The following is an 18,420-nucleotide window of genomic DNA, read 5'->3' on the forward strand; positions in this document are numbered from 1 at the left end:
GGGACCCTACCGGTGGCAGCGCTTCGTGGCTGCCGATAGGTTTGTGCCATGAGGGAAGCGCCACACGTGCTCGGCATCGTGCTGGCCGGTGGCGAGGGCAAACGGCTTTATCCCCTGACCGCCGACCGCGCCAAGCCCGCGGTTCCCTTCGGCGGGGCCTACCGGCTGATCGACTTCGTGCTCTCCAACCTGGTCAACGCTCGCTACCTGCGGATTTGCGTGCTCACGCAGTACAAGTCGCACTCCCTGGACCGCCACATCTCCCAGAACTGGCGTTTGTCGGGTCTGGCCGGCGAGTACATCACCCCGGTTCCCGCCCAACAACGCCTCGGCCCGCGCTGGTACACCGGCTCGGCCGACGCCATCTACCAGTCGCTCAACCTGATCCACGACGAAGACCCGGACTACATCGTGGTGTTCGGCGCCGATCACGTGTACCGGATGGACCCCGAGCAAATGGTCCGGTTCCACATCGACAGCGGCGCCGGTGCGACCGTGGCGGGCATCCGGGTGCCGAGGACCGAAGCGACCGCCTTCGGTTGCATCGACGCAGACGAGTCGGGCCGGATCCGCAGCTTCGTGGAAAAGCCGCTGGACCCCCCGGGCACTCCCGACGACCCCTCCAGCACGTTCGTGTCGATGGGCAACTACATCTTCACCACTAAAGTGCTGATCGACGCGATTCGCGCCGACGCCGACGATGACCACTCCGACCACGACATGGGCGGCGACATCATCCCGCGCCTGGTGGAAGACGGGATGGCCGCCGTCTACGACTTCAGCGACAACGAGGTGCCGGGTGCGACCGACCGCGACCGGGCCTACTGGCGTGACGTGGGGACGCTCGACGCGTTCTACGACGCGCACATGGATCTGGTGTCCGTGCACCCGGTGTTCAACCTGTACAACAAACGCTGGCCGATCCGAGGCGAGTCGGAGAACCTGGCGCCGGCCAAGTTCGTCAACGGCGGCTCGGCACAGGAGTCCGTGGTGGGTGCCGGCAGCATCATCTCGGCGGCGTCGGTGCGCAACTCGGTGCTGTCATCCAATGTCGTGGTCGACGACGGCGCGATCGTGGAGGGCAGCGTGATCATGCCGGGGGCGCGCGTGGGCCGTGGCGCGGTGGTCCGCCACGCGATCCTGGACAAGAACGTGGTCGTCGGGCCGGGCGAGATGGTCGGCGTCGATCTGGAGAAGGACCGGGAGCGTTTCGCGATCAGCGCCGGCGGTGTGGTGGCGGTCGGCAAGGGCGTCTGGATCTAGCGGAGGTCCCGCCCTTCCGCGCGAGTTTCCCGCGAGCAGACGCAAAGTCGCATAGTTCGACGCGAGATCGTGCGACTTTGCGACTGCTCGCCGCGGAAACCTAGGGGATCTCGGGGATCAGCAGATGTGCGTCGTAGCGCGGGCCCCAACGCAGCGTCACCAGCCCACGCGGCGGGTCCGGGTAGGCCGCCGGGAACTGGCCGGTGAGCGGGTTCCGGGGCGACAGCCAGCGCCCAGCCACCACCAGGCGCAACTGTTCACCCGCGCGGAACAGCGTCGCCGACGGACCCAACGCCACGTCCAGTGCAATCACCTCGCCCGGGCGTACCGGCTGCGGGCGGTCACACGACGGGACCGGCTCCCACGGCTTGGAAAGCTGGGTGTCCAGCGCCCGCAGCGACACCCGCTGCCAGCCGGTGGTGACCCGGTCTCGGCCGTAACCGTAGGACCCTTCGAACCCGACATAGCTTCCGTCACGCCACTTTTCAACCCCGACGAAGATGTGCGCATCGTCGAAGCCATCCAGCTGGACCCACAGCCGCGCCATCATCGGGCCGGTCAATTCGATGTCCTGCGGCACTGTCCAGTTGAAAGCCGCTGCACGAGAATGGGTTTGGAAGGTGATGCTGCCCGCTGCGACCGGCGGCTCGGTCGCCAGCACTGCCGCCCCCGCCAGATACAGCCGGCGCCAGCGGGTTCGGGCGAGCGGCCACTCGTTCTCCTCCCGGACCGAGACGACGGTGTCGCGGTCCTCGCGCACTTCCAGGCGCACGCTGCGGGACACTGGTGCGCCGTCCAGTGCGGTCCGGAAAAATCGCAGCTGCTCCTCCCGTGCGTCCTGGGAGTAGAACTCGCACCATTTCCCGCCGCGGTGGGTGTACAACCGCGTGAAGCTCGAACCGACCCGGGTGAATGCCCGCATCGAACCGCGGGTGTGCAGGTTGTTGTCCGAGAAACTGCCACACACCAGCATCGGCGCCGTGATCGCCGGCAGATCGGGTGTCATCGCTCGCCACGCGTCGTCGCGCAGCGGATGTTCTTCCTGCAGTCCCTTCAGGCTGTACGTCTGGCGCGTCCGACTCATGCCGTACGACCACAATCTGGTGAAGCCGAACTCCCGGATACCGCCGGGGAACGTCAGGTCGCGGTAGGCGTCGGTGAGGCCTTCCCACGGGCAGATCGCGCGCAGGGCCGGCGGTCGCAGGGCGGCGACGGCGTACTGGCTGATGGCCAGGTACGAGACGCCCAGCATGACGACTCGGCCGTCGCTCCACGGTTGGTCGGCAATCCACTGCACCAGGTCGTAGGTGTCCTCGGCCTCCTGCTGGGACAACAGCTTGCCGGTGCCGTCCGAGTGCCCGCAGCCGCGTGCGTCGGCGTTGACGACGGCGAACCCCTGCTCGGCCCACCACGCCGGATCGGGCGCCTCCCAACCGGTCAGGGCCGAAAAGGTCAGCGGTCCGGGCTGGCGCAGCGCGCGGAACTGCGGGGAGAACGTCCAGCGGCTGCGCCGGCGTCGGGGCAGATCGTCTTTGCCGTACGGGTGGATGCTCAGGACGACCGGCCGCGGTGCGCGTTCACCCTTGTGAAAGACGTTGATCCGCAACACGGTTCCGTCGCGGGTGGGTACTTCGACGTCGCGGTCGGCAATGACGTCCGGCGAGGGGTCGGTCACGGTGACCGGCGGCCGGGCGATGCTGCGAACCCGTTCCAGCGCGTACCTCGCTGCGCCGGGCCGCCGCCAGGGCCGGTCGAGAGCGGGTGCCGGGTCGCGAGCCACGCCGTTACCTTAGACGGGGCTCGCCCCCCTGCGCGAGCAGACGCGAAATCGCGTTGGAACACGCGTTCCAAGGCGATTTCGCGTCTGCTCGGCGCAAGGGGCTACCAGACGTACGGGACTAGGCGGTAACGCACCTGCCGGCTGTATTCGCGGTACCCCGCGAGCTCGGTGGCGAGCAACTTTTCCTCGTCGAGGATCCGCAACACCAGCACGACGACACCCGCGAGGACGATCAACAGGCCCCAGTAAGAACCGAGAGCTAGCGGGATGCCGAACATCATGATCAGCGACCCGCTGTACATCGGGTGCCGGACCAACCCGTACAGGCCGTCGGAGGTCAACGTCTGCCCCTGTTCGACCGCAATCGTCGCTGCGGCATAACTGTTCTGGACGACGACGAGCAGGGCCGAGCTCAGCCCGACCGCGATCATCACGTCCCCGATCACGTTCACCCACACCGGGACCGGGGACCATCCCATCCGGTGGTCGAACGCGCTGAATGCCATCACGCCCATGGACGTCGCGAACAAGAGGGTGATGAGCACCTTCTGGACGGTTCTGCCCTCCGCGCGCGGCCCGGCGCGCATCCGTCGCCGCAGCGCGGCCGGGTTGGTGACGGCCAGCCAGACGGTGGAGACCGTCGTCAAGCCCATCGCGATGGCGACGAACGCCCACCCCTGCCAATAGTGCAGGGTCCCGGCCGGCACGAACACCAGCACGCTGTACAGCACGACCCCGTACAGCAGGGACGCGACGATCTTCAGCGCTGTTTTCACGACCGTAAGTCCCGGCGGCGGAAAGCCATGACGCCCAACGCAATCAACGCGAAATCCAGGGCCAGCAACCAGAGCAGTGGCACCGCGGTGAAATCGTCGCCGATACGTGGAGTGTGCCCGAACGGTTCGAGGTCGAGCAGCCACTGCGGTGATCCCGACAGAGAACCGAGCAGGTACAGCGCCACGAATGCCACCAGCACGCCCCACGCGACGGGTGTGAATCGCGGTGTTAAGCCGAACAAGACAACCGTCACGGCCGACAGCAGCCACACCGCGGGTAGCTGCACGGCCGCGGTACCCACGACGGAGGGCAACTTACCCATGACGTCGCCGGCGGCCATGCCGTAGGCCAGTCCGCCGGCCAACCCGGACAGCAGGATGGCACACGTCGACCCGCCCAGCGCCATCAGCAGATGGCTCCCCAGCAGGCGGGACCGGGAAACCGACCCGGCCAGCAGGGTTTCCGCACGCTGGCTGGTCTCCTCCTGATGTACCCGCAGCGACAACGAGACCGCGAACGCGGCCGCGATCATGCCGAGCATGCCGAACCCCACGGTGATGAATCCCTGTTCCAGGGCACTGGTTCCACCCAATCTCGCAAGGATGTCCCGCCCGGCCGCGCCGCCCAGCTCGTCCCCGATGCCGTACGTGACGCTGCCGATCAGCAGTCCGTACAGCACCAGTCCCACCGTCCAGACCACCAGCGCGCCACGGTCAAGGCGCCAGGCCAGGCCGAGCACGCCACCGAGCGCCGCCGACGCGGTATCGCGTCCGCTGCGTTCGGCGAACAGTCCGGCGCCGACGTCACGGCCTGCCAGCAGCCGGAACGCCACGGCCGTCAGCACCACCGTCGTCGCCAGGTGCAGCAACAACACCCACCAGTGATTTCCGGCATAAGGGCGCACCTGCAGCGACCAACCCAGCGGGGATAACCACGACAGGGCACCAGAGCCGGCGTCGCCGACCGCGCGCAGGGTGAACGCGATACCGAGTACCGCGAAAGCGAACCCGCGGGCGACCCGGGCACTGGGTGACAGCTGCGCGGCCACCGCCGCCACCGCCGTGAACACCAGCCCGGAGCCGGCCAGCGCCGCGCAGAAGGCCAGCGACCCATCCGGCGGAACGTCGGTGGTGAGTAGGCCCGCAGCGCCGATCAGCCCGGTTGCCACCGAGGCCCCGAACGACAGCAGCAGCGCGGCGGTGAGGCTGGCGTAGCGACCGACGGCGGTGGAATCGATCAGTTCGGCGCGACCGGTTTCCTCGTCGGCCCGGGTGTGGCGAATGACCGTGAGAATGACCGCGACCGCGATCAGCATGTGAAACATCCCGGCTTTCCAGATGCCGACGGCGCCGAGGCTGCTGTTGTAGACCTGGCCGTAAAGGGCCCGCTGCGCCGGGCTGGCCATGATGGTGGCCGCGAAACCGGCCCGCTCGGCGTCGGTGGAGTAGATTTTCTCGATGCTGCCGATGTACACACTTGCCAGCGGCACCGACAGCAGGAGCACCCAGAGCGGCAAGGTGACCCGGTCGCGGCGCAGGTAGAGCCGCAGCAGCCCCCGCGTCCCCGTGAAATTCGAACTACGTTGCGGCGCAGGGGCAGGGCGATCCAGAAGCACGGTGCTCATCGCGTCGCCACCTCTTTCGCATTGCGCGCGCCGTTGGTGCTGTAGTGGCGCATGAACAGCTCCTCCAGCGAGGGGGGCTGGCTGACCAGGCTGCGCACTCCCGCGTCGCCGAGCGCCCGGATCAGTTCCCCGAGACTGTCACTGTCGACCTGAGCGCGCACCGTGTTGCCTTCGATGCTGACATCGGCGACGCCCTTGATCCGGGTGAGATCGCCGGGATCGCGCGCCAATTCGGCCTTGATCGAGGTTCGGCTGAGATGGCGCATGGATTCCAGTGAACCGCTCTCGACGGTCCTGCCCGCCTGGATGATGGTCACCCGCTTACACAGCGCTTCCGTCTCGGCCAGGATGTGACTGGACAGCAGTACCGTCACACCACGGTCGGAAGCCTCGGCGACGCACTGCTGAAACACGTTCTCCATCAACGGGTCCAGCCCGCTGGTCGGCTCGTCGAGCAGTAGCAGGCTGGCCCGCGACGAAAACGCGGAGATCAGGGAGACCTTCTGGCGGTTGCCTTTGGAGTAGGTGCGCACCTTCTTGGTCGGGTCGAACTCGAAGCGTTCGATCAGCTCCGCCCGCAACCCCTGGTCGAGGCCGCCGCGCATGCGCGCCAGCAGGTCGATGGTCTCGCCGCCGGTCAGCGACGGCCACAGCGTGACATCACCTGGCACATAAGCGATCTGGCGGTGCAGCTGGACGGCGCCGGCCCACGGGTCGCCGCCCAGCAGCCGCACGCTGCCGCCGTCGGCCTTGACCACGCCGAGCAGGATGCGGATGGTCGTCGACTTGCCGGCGCCGTTGGGGCCGAGGAAGCCGTGCACTTCCCCCTCGTGCACGGTGAGATCGAGGCCGTCGAGCGCCCGCACTTTGCCGAAATTCTTGGTGAGACCACGAATATCGATGGGCGCCCGGTGATTACTTGTCATGTGACCCTCCTTGGTTCTCTGTGGCGAGAAACGCGTCGTACATGGTGCGTTCGGTCAGCAGGCCCTCGGAATAGACCTCGAGGGCGGGCAACACCATGTCACTGGCGTAGTCGCGCAGGACTGCGCGCAAATCGTTTGGTGTCTCGTGCATTTGCAGGTAGAGCAGGAAACCGCCGCCCCCGGTGATGGCCAGATACCTGGCTCGGGCGTGGGGGTCGCGGCTGGGCTTGACGGTGCCGGCTTGCACCCCCTCCTCCATGTAAGCCTCGACATTGTCAATCATGTTCTGCCATAACATTTTCGCCAGTTCGCCACCGGACTGCATGCTGCGTACCAGGTAGGCCATCAGTGGCGCGTACGACTCGATTTCGGCCATCTGGCCCAGCCAGGTGGCCGGATCTCGGGACTGGATCGTCTCGGACTTGCCGGAGCGGATCTCCTCGGCCACGAATTCGTCGCAGGCCTTGCGCAGGCCGTCCTTGGACCCGAAGTGGTGGATGACCAGTGCGGCGCTTACCCCGGCAGCCTCGGCGATGCTGCGTAGTCCGACGCCGAAGCCGTGCTCGCCGAACTGCTCGATGGCCGCATTGCGAATCCGGGCCACCGCAGTCAAGTCGGCTGAACGCATGTTCAGTACATTAAACGCGCGTTCAGCGCACGTCAAGGGCGTCGTCCGCCCGACCGAGATCACCCGAAAGGGCCCGCACCGCTCCACGTTTCGGTACGGTTTGTCGCGGGCTGCCCTGGTGACAGGGCCACACCGGATAATGGGCGGCCCGAAAATCCAGGGGGACTGATGAATTTCTCGATTTTGCCGCCGGAGATCACTTCGGCGCAGATCTTCTCCGGCGCGGGTTCCGGACCGATGCTGGCGGCGGCGAGAGCCTGGGACGGGCTGGCCGCCGAGTTGGCGTCGGCGGCTGAGTCATTCAATTCAGTGACGTCGGGGGTGCTGCAGACGTCGTGGCAGGGCGCCGCATCCACGGCGATGGCCGCTGCCGCCGCGCCGTATTCGTCGTGGTTGAGCACGGCGGCGGCCCACGCCCAGACAGCGGCCGGTCAGGCCAACGTGCTGGCCACGGTGTTCGAGTCGGTGCGCGCGGCAACGGTACATCCGCAGTTGGTGGCGACGAACCGGAGTCAGTTCATTTCGTTGGTGCGGTCGAACATCTTCGGCTTCAACGCCCCGGCCATCGCGGCCGCGGAAGCGCTCTACGAACAGATGTGGGCCCAAGACGCGACCGCGATGTCGGGCTATCACGCCGGAGTGTCCGCGGCCGCCGCGCAACTGGCGCCGCTTCAGCAATTCGCGCAGGCCCTCAACCAAGGGCTCAATCTGGGAATCGGCAATATCGGCGACTTCAACGTCGGCGGCGGCAATATCGGAAGCTTCAACTTCGGCGCGGGCAACAGCGGCCCGGGCACCGGCGGTAGCGGCAACTTTGGCCTCGGCAACTACGGCTCGTTCAACATCGGCGCCGGCAATGGAAACGCGACGCTGGGCGTGGCCGGCGCCCCCTATCCCGGTGCGGCTACCTACAACATCGGACTGGGCAACATCGGCCAGTTCAATGTCGGGCTGGGCAACGTGGGCACCGGCAACATCGGTTTCGGAAACGGTAACCTGGCCGGCGCCGTCAACGGAGCTGCCTCCGCCTTCAATGTCGGACTGAACAATCTCGGCAGCTACAACTTCGGCATCGGCAACGTCGGCCTCAACAATTTCGGTCTCGGCAACGTCGGCAACAACAACATCGGTATCGGGCTCACCGGTAACAACCAGATCGGCATCGGAGGCCTCAACGCCAATAACGCCGGCTGGAATTTCGGACTGGGCAACAACGGCAGCTTCAACTTCGGTTTCGGCAATACCGGCGACGGCAACGTGGGACTCGCCAACACCGGTCACGGCAACATCGGCATCGGGCTGACCGGAGACAATCAGATCGGCTTCGGCGGCTTCAACTCCGGCAGTGGCAACACCGGCCTGTTCAATTCGGGCGTCGGCAACTCCGGATTCTTCAACTCCGGCACCGCCAACTTCGGCCTCGCAAATTCCGGGTCTCACAACGTGGGGCTGGTCAATTCGGGCGCCGGGAGCTTCGGTCTCGGAAATTCCGGCAGCACCAACACCGGCGTGTTCAATGCCGGCAGCTTCAACACCGGCTCGTTCAATGCCGGCAGCACGAATATGGGTCTGGCGAACTCCGGCAATGGCAATCTGGGGGCGTTCAACTCCGGCGGCACTTCGCTTTTCGGTCACAACGTCGGCTTCTTCAACGCGGGCAACCACAACGTGGGTTCGTTCAACGCCGGCTTCGGCAATGTCGGTTGGTCGAACACCGGCATCGGCAACACCGGCGGCTTCAACGCAGGCGGCAGCGGCACGGATCCCGTTTTCGGTACAGGTTTCCTGGGACTGGGCGGCAACACCGGCTTCTTCAACACCGGCTTCACCAATACCGGCCTGTTCAATTCCGGCGACACCAACACCGGGCTGTTCAATTCCGGCGACGTCAACACCGGCTTCGGCGGCACCTTGATCAACACCGGCAACTCGGGCTTCGGAAACTCCGGGACGGGCAACTCCGGTTTCTTCAACTCCGGCAACTTCAACTCCGGTCTGAACAACACGTCCGCCGGTGGTTACGGCTCGGGTTGGGGCAACTCCGGTGGGGGCCTGGACAACGCGGGCTTCTTCAACGCCAGCGATGCCGGTACCGACACCGGCTTCTTCAACTACGGCGCGGGTGGGTTCAAGGTGGGCTTCTTCAACGCGGGCAACCACGACATCGGCGTCGGCAACGCCGGCTACTACAACACCGGATTCTTCAACACCGGTCAGCACAGCTCCGGCGTGGGCAACTCCGGTCCGGGCGCCGACTCAGGCGGGTTCAACGCCGGCGTCGGACAGTCCGGTTTCTTCAACCGCGCCTGAGTCACACGCCTGGATTCACACCGCGGCCCAACCCCCGTCCACGCTGAGGATGGTGCCGTGGATGTTGGCGGAGTCGTCGCTGCTCAGGAACACGACTGCGGCGGCGACCTCCTCCGGCGTGCTCATCCGGCGCGACGGAATGCGGGCCAGCATCGGCCCGACGCTGTCGGCGAACTCGAGCGCGCGCTCGGTGCCGATCGGACCGGGCGCGACGGCGTTCACCCGCACCCCGGACGGTCCGTACTCGTCGGCCCACGACTGGGTAAAAGAGTGCAGCACCGCCTTGGTGGCGGAGTACACGGCGGAACCGGCCGACCCGCGCAGGCCGCTGATGGAACCAACATTGACGATCGCACCGCGACCGCTGCGGGCCATCTGCGGTGCGATCAGCCCGGTCAGCAGGAACGGCGCAAATACGTTGACGGCGAACGCATCGGTCAGCTCCCGCTCGCCGATGTCCGCGGTGGGGGTTGGCATCAGCAGCGTGGCGGCGTTGTTCACCAGGATGTCGAGGTGGCCGTCCGCGGCCTTCGTGGCGCGCTCGGCGATGCCGGCGATCGCGTCCGTCCCTGCTCCCAGGTCGCCGTCGACGAAGGTCGCGCGGCCGCCCGATGTGGTGATCGCTTCGACGACCGCTGAGCCGCGGGAAGCGTTGCGCCCGTTGATGATCACGTGCGCGCCTTGGGCCGCCAGGGTCCGGGCGATGGCGGCGCCCAGGCCGGCGGTGGCGCCGGTGATCAGTGCGGTGCGGTCGGACAATTGCGTAGTGTTTGGACTCATGGGTCCACAGACTCCGGTATTAAAAATGGACTCGCAAGTCCAGAAACTGACCGCCAAGGGGCGGGCCACCCGGCAGCGCATCATCGAGGGCGCGGCCCGCGAGATCCGCGCCCACGGCATCGCGATGACCACCCTGGACGACATCATGGCCCGCAGCCACACGTCGAAAAGCCAGCTGTTTCACTACTTTCCGGACGGCAAGGATCAGCTGCTGCTGGCAGTGGCCGCCCACGAGTCGGCGATGGTGATCTCCGACCAGCAACCACACCTGGGAGCCCTGACGTCCTGGGCGGCCTGGCAACGGTGGCGCGACGTCGTCGTGGACCGCTACCGGCGTCAAGGTCAGAACTGCCCGATCGCGGTGCTGATGTCGGAGATCGGCCGCACCACCCCGGGTGCGCAGGCGGTGACGGCCGAGCTGATCTCGCGATGGCACGACGCCATCGCCACCGGAATCCGTGCGATGCAGGACAACGAAAAGGTCTCGTCGCGCGTGGATGCCGACCGTGCCGCGGCCGCGCTGCTGGCCGGAATCCAGGGTGGGGTCGGCATCATGCTGGCCACCGGCGACCTGTCTTATCTGGAGGCCGCACTGGATAACGGGATCGCGGCACTACGCGACTCCTGACAGCGCAGAAAAACTCGTCGATTCCGCATCTTTTCTCGGTGGCTGGTGCCAAGATGTCGGTCGGGCTTAATTACGCATCGAGGAGTAGCGAAATATCGTTTGTGGTCGCGGGACTGGACATGATCGAAACTGCGTCGGCGCAGGCCGCGCAGATCGGAGCGGCCGTCGGCGCCGGCAATGTGGCCGCAGCGATCCCCACGACCCAGCTGGCCGCGGCGGCTGCCGACGAGGTGTCTGTCGCGATCGCGGCGCTGTTCGGAACGCACGCCACCGAGTACCGCGCGGCAGCGGTCCAGGCGGCGGCGTATCACCAGGAATTCGTGAAGAACCTGGGGGCGGCGGCGGCCTCCTACGGCGGTGCTGAGGCGGCGATCCTGACGCAACTGGAGGCCACTCTGCTTGGCGGAGGGTTCGCCGCCGCGCCCGTGGAAGCGCTGAACGAATTCACATCCGGCGCGTTCCAGGCCCTCATCTACAAGCCCGTTCACTCGGCCGGGCAGGCATGGATCTTCAGCCCGCTGGGCGAGGCGATCGATCCGATCCTCAACGCGCCCACCCGGGCATTGTTCGGGCGCGACCTGATCGGCAACGGGGCTGCCGGAACCGCTGCCTCACCCAACGGCGGGGCCGGCGGGTTCCTGCTCGGCGACGGCGGCCCCGGCTATTCCCCGACCGGCGGTGCGCTGCCCCTGACCGGTGGGATCGGCGGAAACGCAGGGCTGATCGGCACCGGTGGGATCGGCGGTACCGGTTGGGCCGGCGGCGCGGGCGGCACGGGTGGCGTCGGCGGCCTGCTGATGGGCAATGGCGGACGGGGCGGCCTGGGCGGCGACGCGTTGGTCGAGGTCTTTTCCGGCGGTGCGGGCGGCGCCGGAGGCCAAGCGCTTTTGTTCGGCGACGGCGGGTACGGCGGCGACGGCGGTATCGGTAGATTCCACGGGGCCACCGGAGCCCGCGGTTTCCCCGGCCTGTTCATCGGCCTGGGCGGTTCCACCGTCCCCGTCCTCAACGACCAACTGGTCACCATCGAGTTCGTCCGGCACGGTCAGACGGCGAGCAACGTGGCCGGCATCCTCGACACGGCGGTACCCGGCCCTCCGCTGGACGCGACGGGCGTCCTGCAGGCGGCCAACATCGCCAACGTGCTGAACGGCCAGGGCATCTTCGGCGGGATCTTCGACTCTCAGATGATCAGGACGCAGGAAACGGCGGCGGCGCTGGTGGCTTACGCGGGACAACCGGCCGCCGTCGTGCTGCCCGGTCTCAACGAGATCAACGCCGGCTTGTTCGAGGATTTGCCGCAGATCCCGGCGGGATTGCTGTATCTGGGCGGCCCGCTGGTCTGGACGCTCGGCCTGCCCGCCTTCCCGATGCTGGCCCCGCTTTCCACGAACCCGACCGGGCTGAACTTCGCCGCCGGGTTCAACAACGCGGTGCAAACCATGTACAACGTCGGGGCGTCGGCTCCCGGCCACGCCGTCGTCGCCTACTCCAGCGCACTGACCATCGAGACCGGCACGATGATGATGGTCGACAACCCCAATCCGTTGTTCCTGATCACCCACACGTTGCCGAATACCGGTGTCGTCGTGGTGCAGGGCAGTCCCGCGACCGGCTGGACCATGCTCAGCTACGACGGCGTGCCCGTCGGGCCCGCGAGCCTGCCCACTCAGTTGTTCGTCGACGTGCGCAACTTCGTCACGGCGCCGCAGTACGCCGGCTACGACATCGGGACCGCACTGCTGACCGGCAATCCGGCGACGATCGTCAACGCCGTCCGCGACGGCGTCCGCGAGGTAACCACCGCCACCGTGCACTTCCCGTTCGCGATCGCCGAGACCCTGATCGGGGCGTGACGCTAGTCGCGCACCGCGGCCAGCAACCCGTCGCCCAGCGGTATCAACGCCGGCGTCAGGCGTTCGTCCTCCGCGATCAACCGGGCGGCTTCGCGCACCGCGGCCACCTCGGCGTCACGCGCTTCGGGATCACCGGCACGGCCGCCCAGGGCCGCCCGGTGCACGACGATGACCCCGCCGGACCGCAACAGCCGGACACCTTCGACCACGTACTCCGGCTGATCGATCGGATCGGCGTCGATGAACACCAGGTCGTAGGAGTCGTCGGCCAACCGGGTGAGCACTTCCTGGGCGCGTCCGCTGATCAGCCGGGTGCGGGACGGCCCTACCTGCGCCTCGGCGAAGGCCTGCCGGGCCAGCCGCACATATTCCGGTTCGATATCGATGGTGGTCAGGACGCCGTCGTCGCTCATGCCCGACAGCAACCACAGTCCGCTCACGCCCGCCCCGGTGCCGACCTCGGCCACCGCCTTGCCGCCACTCAGCTTCGCCAGCAGGCTCAGCAGCGCTCCGACCGCGGGGGTCACCGCGCCGGCGCCGCTGTCAACGGCGCGTTCCCGGGCGCTGGCCAGGATCGCGTCCTCCGATATCGACCCTTCGGCGTGCGCCACAAGCGAATCCGCCCTGCTGCGGGTCGCGTGGCCGGTCTCGTCGCTGGTGTTGGACGTGCCCTCCATGTCCGCAGAGTATGCCGAACCGCTGGTGCCGTCGCTCAGGCGCGCCCGTGGACACCGGAGGCGACACGCCCGGGATCTGCCGACGGAGGGAGGTCATAGCAAACTCCATAACCGCTGGAAATCGTAGGTAACAGTATGGTTTCTCAGCTAAAGCTCAGACTGCTCATACCTCGCCCACACTCGGGTAGGCGACGGTAAGCCGTATGGAACGCGGTGCACTGTGGGGCGAGGCCGGCGGGAATACGGAATGGGAACTTCGTGTTTCGGCGAGTGGAGAAATGCCGACCCTGGATGGCAGGGAAAAACCGGAGGAACTGAAAATCACCACTTTGAGCCCGACCACCATGTCGCACCCGCAACAGGTTGCCGATGACGACTGGGTGGAACCATCTGACACGTTGCTCGGCACCGCGATTTTCGACGCGACCGGCGACAAGGCCACCATGCCCTCCTGGGACGAATTGGTGCGTCAGCACGCCGACCGGGTGTACCGGCTGGCCTACCGGCTCTCCGGCAACCAGCACGACGCCGAGGACCTGACACAGGAAACCTTCATCAGGGTTTTCCGGTCCGTCCAGAATTACCAGCCCGGCACTTTCGAAGGCTGGCTGCACCGCATCACCACGAACCTGTTCCTCGACATGGTCCGCCGCCGGGCCCGCATTCGCATGGAGGCGCTGCCGGAGGACTACGACCGGGTGCCGGCCGACGAGCCGAACCCGGAGCAGATCTACCACGACTCGCGCCTTGGCCCTGACCTGCAGGCTGCCCTGGACTCGCTGCCGCCGGAATTTCGTGCCGCAGTGGTCCTGTGCGATATCGAAGGTCTGTCGTACGAGGAGATCGGCGCCACCCTGGGCGTAAAGCTCGGCACCGTTCGCAGCCGGATCCACCGCGGGCGCCAGGCGCTGCGCGACTACCTGGCCGCCCATCCCGAAATGGGGCTCAACGAAGACCGTTCGATGCGGACGGCCAGCTGAGCAACCTGCTCCGGCCGAACCATCGTTTCGGCCACCGCACGGTTGCCAACTGATCCCAAATTCCGGGGATTGAAGGTTCGATCATGGTTATCAAGCAGCACACCGCGCTACATTCGAGATACAAATGGCTTAACAGGGCGCGGAGGGAGTTGGTGATGGCCGACCGGGGAGACGTTTTCCGGCGTGCGTTCTCGTGGCTACCCGCTCAATTCGCCTCCCAGAGCGACGCCCCAGTGGGCGCGCCGCGTCGCTTCCGCTCCACAGAGCACCTCTCCATCGAGGCCATCGCCGCGTTCGTCGACGGCGAGTTGAGGATGAACGCCCACCTGCGCGCCGCCCACCATCTATCGCTGTGCCCGCAGTGCGCGGGCGAGGTTGACGATCACAGCCGCGCGCGGGCGGCGCTGCGCGACTCACACCCCATCCGCATCCCCAGTTCGCTACTCGGGTTGCTGTCGGAGATTCCGCACTACCCGCACGACGACGGCCTCCCGCTTCAGGACGACTTCGCCGAGCGCGACGATCACCGGAAGCGCCGCTAGCTTGACGTTTGCGTGCCGACGCGGGCCTTGGCGCGGGTTTGTGCCGACCGGCGGGGATCCGTGGATACTAGGGTGGGACATCAATATGACTTCCAGGGCCGTGCGGTCCTTTGCTGCGCAGACGGCCGGCCCGGTGCCGGGCCCCGAACGGATCTAGAAGAGGAACCGTGAGCTCCGACGAAGGCAACAACAGCGGCCAGGACACCGAGCGGCTGGCACCGCGCCCCATCTACCGGCCGCCGGTAGACCCTGGATCGCGTCAGACGTTCGGCCGTCCGGCGGGGCAGCAGGGGTCCTTCGTCGCCGACCGGGTGCGTCCGCAGAAGTACAAGGACCAGTCCGAGTTCCGGCCGCACGACAAGCCGGCCGATCCGGTACTCGAGGAGGCCTTCGGCCGCCCGTTCGGCGGCACCGAGACACTGCAGCGCCATCCGATCGATGCCGCCGCGCTGGCCGGCGAGAAAAATGGTGAGCCGGACGAGCCCGAGGATCCGTGGCGCGACCCGGCCGCGGCGGCGGCACTGGGGACCCCTGCGCTGCCTCAAGTGGTGACGCACGGCGAACTGCGCCACAGCGGCAAGCTCGGCGTCCGCGACGTGCTGTTCGGCGGCAGGGTGTCCTACCTCGCGCTGGCCGTGCTGCTGCTCATCGCGCTGGTGATCGGCGCGCTCGGCGGGGTGATCGGCCGGAAGACCGCCGAGGTGGTCGAGGCGTTCACCACGTCGAAGGTGACGCTGTCGACATCGGGCAATGCCGAGGAACCGGCCGGCCGGTTCACCAAGGTCGCAGCCGCCGTCGCCGACTCCGTGGTGACCATCGAGTCCAAGAGTGACCAGGAGGGGATGCAGGGTTCCGGCGTCGTTATCGACGGTCGCGGCTACATCGTCACCAACAACCACGTCATCTCGGAAGCCGCCAACAACCCCAGCCAGTTCAAGACCACGGTGGTGTTCAACGACGGCAAGGAAGTGCCGGCCAGCCTGGTGGGCCGCGATCCCAAGACCGACCTGGCCGTGCTGAAGGTCGACAACGTCGACAACCTCTCCGTGGCGCGGCTTGGCAACTCCGACAAGGTGCGGGTCGGTGACGAAGTGATCGCGGCCGGTGCCCCGTTGGGTCTGCGCAGCACCGTCACGCATGGCATCATCAGCGCGCTGCACCGCCCGGTTCCGTTGTCGGGAGAGGGCTCTGACACCGACACCGTCCTGGACGCCATCCAGACCGACGCCTCGATCAACCACGGCAACTCCGGTGGGCCACTGATCGACATGGACTCCCAGGTCATCGGCATCAACAGCGCGGGCAAATCGTTGTCCGACAGCGCCAGCGGGCTGGGTTTCGCCATCCCGGTCAACGAGATGAAGCTGGTCGCGGAGACGCTGATCAAGGATGGCAAGATCGTGCACCCGACGCTGGGCATCAGCACCCGGTCGGTGAGCAACGCGATCGCCTCGGGCGCGCAGGTGGCCAATGTGAAGGCTGGGGGACCCGCGCAGAAGGGCGGAATCTTGGAGAACGACGTGATCGTCAAGATCGGGAACCGCAAGGTCGCCGACTCCGACGAAGCGGTCGTCGCCGTGCGGCAGCTGACCATCGGTCAGGACGCGCAGATCGAGGTGGTCCGCGACGGCCGTCACGTCACGCTGACGGTCAAACCCGACCCCGACACGAGCTCGTGATGATCGCAAGCGCGGCGCAGCCGGGCGCTGGGGGCACCTCCCGCTTGCGGGGGACGGGTCATCACCATCTGACCGTGATGATCGCAAGCGCGGCGCAGCCGGGCGCGGCGGGTCATCACCATCTGACCTGATGTTCGCCAACATCGGCTGGGGGGAGATGCTCGTCCTCGTCGTGGTCGGGCTGGTGGTGCTCGGCCCGGAGCGGCTGCCGGGTGCGATCCGCTGGACGGCCGGCGCCCTGCGGCAGGCGCGCGACTACCTGAGCGGCGTCTCCAACCAGCTCCGCGAAGACATCGGGCCCGAATTCGACGACATCCGCGGCCAGCTCAGTGAATTGCAGAAGTTGCGCGGTATGACCCCGCGCGCGGCGCTGACCAAGCACCTGCTCGACGGCGACGATTCGATCTTCACCGGCAACTTCGACGCGCCTGCGCCGCAACCACCGGCCCAGCCGCCGGCGCCGCCGGCGCCACCCGTGGCCCCTGAGCGCACTCCGTTCGACACCGACGCCACCTGAGCCCCGGCCAGCAGACGCGAAATCGCGCGGGAGTAGATGCTCCGGCGCGATTTCGCGTCTGCTCGCGCTACTTACCGCCGGGTGGGGTCCAGGCCTAGCGACATGCCTGCCAAGCCGCGACGACGCGACGACAGCCCGTCGGCGATGCGGCCCAATTCCTTGCCAACCGCGGAGTCCGGGGTGCTGAGCACCATCGGCACACCCGTGTCGCCGGCCGCCACCAGCGCGGGGTCCAGCGGAATCTGGCCCAGCAGCGGTACGTCGGCGCCCACCGCCCGCGACAGCCGCTCGGCGACCTGCTGGCCGCCGCCTTCGCCGAACACCTGCATCGTGGTGCCGTCGGGCAGCGTCAGGCCCGACATGTTCTCCACCACCCCCGCGATCCGCTGGCGGGTCTGGATGGCGATGCTGCCCGCCCGCTCGGCCACCTCGGCAGCAGCGAGTTGGGGCGTGGTCACCACCAGGATCTCGGCGTTGGGCAGCAACTGCGCCAGCGAGATGGCGACATCGCCGGTGCCGGGCGGCAGATCGAGCAGCAGCACGTCCAGGTCACCCCAGTAGACGTCCGACAGGAACTGCTGCAACGCGCGGTGCAGCATCGGCCCGCGCCAAACCACCGGGGTGTTGTCCTTGGTGAACTGGGCGATCGAGATGACCTTCACCTCATGGGCGATGGGCGGCAGGATCATCGATTCCACCTGGGTGGGCCGATCGGTGGTGCCCATCATCCGGGGGATGGAATGCCCGTGAATGTCGGCGTCCAGCAGGCCGACGGACAGCCCGCGGGCGGCCATCGCCGCGGCCAGGTTGACCGTGACCGTGGACTTGCCGACACCGCCTTTACCGGACGCGACCGCATAGACGCGGGTCAGTGAACTGGGCTGGGCGAACGGGATGACGGGTTCGGCGGCATCCCCGCGCAACTGCTTGCGCAGCTCGGTGCGCTGCTCGTCGTTCATCACGTCCAGGCTCACCCGTACCGTCCCGGTGCCCGGGACGTCGGTGACCGCCTGGGTCACTCGCTCACTGATTTCAGTCTTCTTCGGGCAGGCGGCGGTGGTCAGATAGATCTCAACGTGCACGCTGCCGTCGGCGCCCAGGTCGATGCTCTTGACCATCCCGAGCTCGGTGATGGGGCGTCGTAGTTCCGGATCGATCACCTTGCCCAGCGCGGAGCGGATAGCGGTAGTCAGATCGGTTGCGTCATTCGGGGTTGCGGACATCAACGCCGAGTGTAGGCGGCTTGGGCGCAAGCCCTCCCGACGGTCAGCTGACCGGGGCGAGCACCGGTTCGCCGGGGGCCGGCGGGACCGGCTGCGCCGGTCCGGCGGGCTTGGGCGCTGGGGCGCCGTTGGGTGCCCGCGTTGCCGGCGCTGCCGGAGCCGGTGGCGCAGCCGGAGCGGGCGGCGCCGGGGGCGCTGCCGGAGGCGGCGCGAACGGGTCGGGGAACGCC

Annotated in this window: 17 protein-coding genes; 9 read left to right on the forward strand and 8 right to left on the reverse strand. The window is 67.3% G+C overall.

The window, feature by feature from the left end; all coding sequences use genetic code 11:
- Positions 1 to 48: 48 nt before the first annotated feature.
- Positions 49 to 1,263 carry a glucose-1-phosphate adenylyltransferase gene (glgC, locus tag AO501_RS12315; RefSeq protein ID WP_055577991.1) on the forward strand — a complete coding sequence of 405 codons (1,215 nt, stop codon included), beginning with the start codon at positions 49 to 51 and terminating at the stop codon, positions 1,261 to 1,263.
- A gap of 100 nt (positions 1,264 to 1,363) precedes the next feature.
- On the opposite strand, the gene AO501_RS12320 is transcribed toward glgC, so the two are convergent.
- The 5 genes from AO501_RS12320 to AO501_RS12340 form a co-directional block, all read right to left on the reverse strand.
- Positions 1,364 to 3,043, reverse strand: coding sequence for a CocE/NonD family hydrolase (locus AO501_RS12320; RefSeq protein WP_055577992.1), 1,680 nt, complete (start codon positions 3,041 to 3,043; stop codon positions 1,364 to 1,366).
- Between the two features lie 101 nt (positions 3,044 to 3,144).
- Positions 3,145 to 3,819 (reverse strand): methyltransferase family protein, encoded by a 675-nt coding sequence (locus AO501_RS12325; RefSeq protein ID WP_055577993.1) that lies wholly within the window; start codon positions 3,817 to 3,819, stop codon positions 3,145 to 3,147.
- Positions 3,816 to 5,444, reverse strand: coding sequence for an ABC transporter permease (locus AO501_RS12330; protein WP_156452495.1), 1,629 nt, complete (start codon positions 5,442 to 5,444; stop codon positions 3,816 to 3,818). The genes AO501_RS12325 and AO501_RS12330 overlap by 4 nt, the downstream gene beginning before the upstream one ends.
- Positions 5,441 to 6,370, reverse strand: coding sequence for an ABC transporter ATP-binding protein (locus AO501_RS12335; protein ID WP_055577994.1), 930 nt, complete (start codon positions 6,368 to 6,370; stop codon positions 5,441 to 5,443). Before AO501_RS12335 ends, AO501_RS12330 begins: the two co-directional genes overlap by 4 nt.
- The gene (locus AO501_RS12340) at positions 6,360 to 6,998 is read right to left on the reverse strand and encodes a TetR/AcrR family transcriptional regulator (RefSeq protein WP_055577995.1); all 639 of its coding nucleotides are present in this window, start codon (positions 6,996 to 6,998) and stop codon (positions 6,360 to 6,362) included. The genes AO501_RS12335 and AO501_RS12340 overlap by 11 nt, the downstream gene beginning before the upstream one ends.
- A 168-nt stretch (positions 6,999 to 7,166) precedes the next feature.
- Here AO501_RS12340 and AO501_RS12345 point away from each other — a divergent pair, with 168 nt between their 5' ends.
- The gene (locus AO501_RS12345) at positions 7,167 to 9,308 is read left to right on the forward strand and encodes a PPE family protein (RefSeq protein WP_055577996.1); all 2,142 of its coding nucleotides are present in this window, start codon (positions 7,167 to 7,169) and stop codon (positions 9,306 to 9,308) included.
- A gap of 15 nt (positions 9,309 to 9,323) precedes the next feature.
- Here AO501_RS12345 and AO501_RS12350 read toward each other — a convergent pair whose 3' ends face one another.
- Entirely contained in the window at positions 9,324 to 10,088 is a 765-nt protein-coding gene (locus AO501_RS12350; protein WP_055577997.1) for an SDR family NAD(P)-dependent oxidoreductase, read from the reverse strand.
- A gap of 25 nt (positions 10,089 to 10,113) precedes the next feature.
- On the opposite strand from AO501_RS12350, the gene AO501_RS12355 reads away from it, so the two are divergent.
- On the forward strand, positions 10,114 to 10,716 hold the full coding sequence (locus AO501_RS12355; RefSeq protein ID WP_055577998.1) for a TetR/AcrR family transcriptional regulator: 603 nt from the start codon (positions 10,114 to 10,116) through the stop codon (positions 10,714 to 10,716).
- A gap of 92 nt (positions 10,717 to 10,808) precedes the next feature.
- The gene (locus AO501_RS12360) at positions 10,809 to 12,572 is read left to right on the forward strand and encodes a PE domain-containing protein (RefSeq protein WP_055578017.1); all 1,764 of its coding nucleotides are present in this window, start codon (positions 10,809 to 10,811) and stop codon (positions 12,570 to 12,572) included.
- 2 nt (positions 12,573 to 12,574) lie between these two features.
- Here the strand turns inward: AO501_RS12360 and AO501_RS12365 are convergent, their stop codons facing one another.
- Complete coding sequence (locus tag AO501_RS12365) at positions 12,575 to 13,249, reverse strand: O-methyltransferase (protein ID WP_055577999.1); 675 nt, start codon at positions 13,247 to 13,249, stop codon at positions 12,575 to 12,577.
- A gap of 278 nt (positions 13,250 to 13,527) precedes the next feature.
- Here AO501_RS12365 and sigE point away from each other — a divergent pair, with 278 nt between their 5' ends.
- The 4 genes from sigE (at position 13,528) to tatB (ending at position 16,967) form a co-directional block, all read left to right on the forward strand.
- A complete protein-coding gene (sigE, locus tag AO501_RS12370) occupies positions 13,528 to 14,229 on the forward strand; it encodes an RNA polymerase sigma factor SigE (protein WP_371934945.1) in 702 nt (233 codons plus the stop codon).
- 155 nt (positions 14,230 to 14,384) lie between these two features.
- A complete protein-coding gene (gene rseA, locus AO501_RS12375) occupies positions 14,385 to 14,771 on the forward strand; it encodes an anti-sigma E factor RseA (RefSeq protein ID WP_055578018.1) in 387 nt (128 codons plus the stop codon).
- A gap of 167 nt (positions 14,772 to 14,938) precedes the next feature.
- Complete coding sequence (locus tag AO501_RS12380; protein ID WP_055578001.1) at positions 14,939 to 16,450, forward strand: S1C family serine protease; 1,512 nt, start codon at positions 14,939 to 14,941, stop codon at positions 16,448 to 16,450.
- 130 nt (positions 16,451 to 16,580) lie between these two features.
- The gene (gene tatB, locus AO501_RS12385; RefSeq protein ID WP_055578002.1) at positions 16,581 to 16,967 is read left to right on the forward strand and encodes a Sec-independent protein translocase protein TatB; all 387 of its coding nucleotides are present in this window, start codon (positions 16,581 to 16,583) and stop codon (positions 16,965 to 16,967) included.
- A 71-nt stretch (positions 16,968 to 17,038) separates the two neighbouring features.
- Here tatB and AO501_RS12390 read toward each other — a convergent pair whose 3' ends face one another.
- Positions 17,039 to 18,190, reverse strand: a complete 1,152-nt coding sequence (locus AO501_RS12390; protein WP_055578003.1) for an Mrp/NBP35 family ATP-binding protein — start codon at positions 18,188 to 18,190, stop codon at positions 17,039 to 17,041.
- 20 nt (positions 18,191 to 18,210) lie between these two features.
- Between AO501_RS12390 and AO501_RS37110 the strand changes: the two genes are divergently transcribed.
- Positions 18,211 to 18,420 (forward strand): hypothetical protein (locus tag AO501_RS37110; RefSeq protein WP_197419823.1); only part of this gene is annotated, 210 nt, incomplete at its 3' end.

This window comes from Mycobacterium gordonae (assembly GCF_001417955.2).
Classification (GTDB): Bacteria; Actinomycetota; Actinomycetes; order Mycobacteriales; family Mycobacteriaceae; genus Mycobacterium; species Mycobacterium gordonae_B.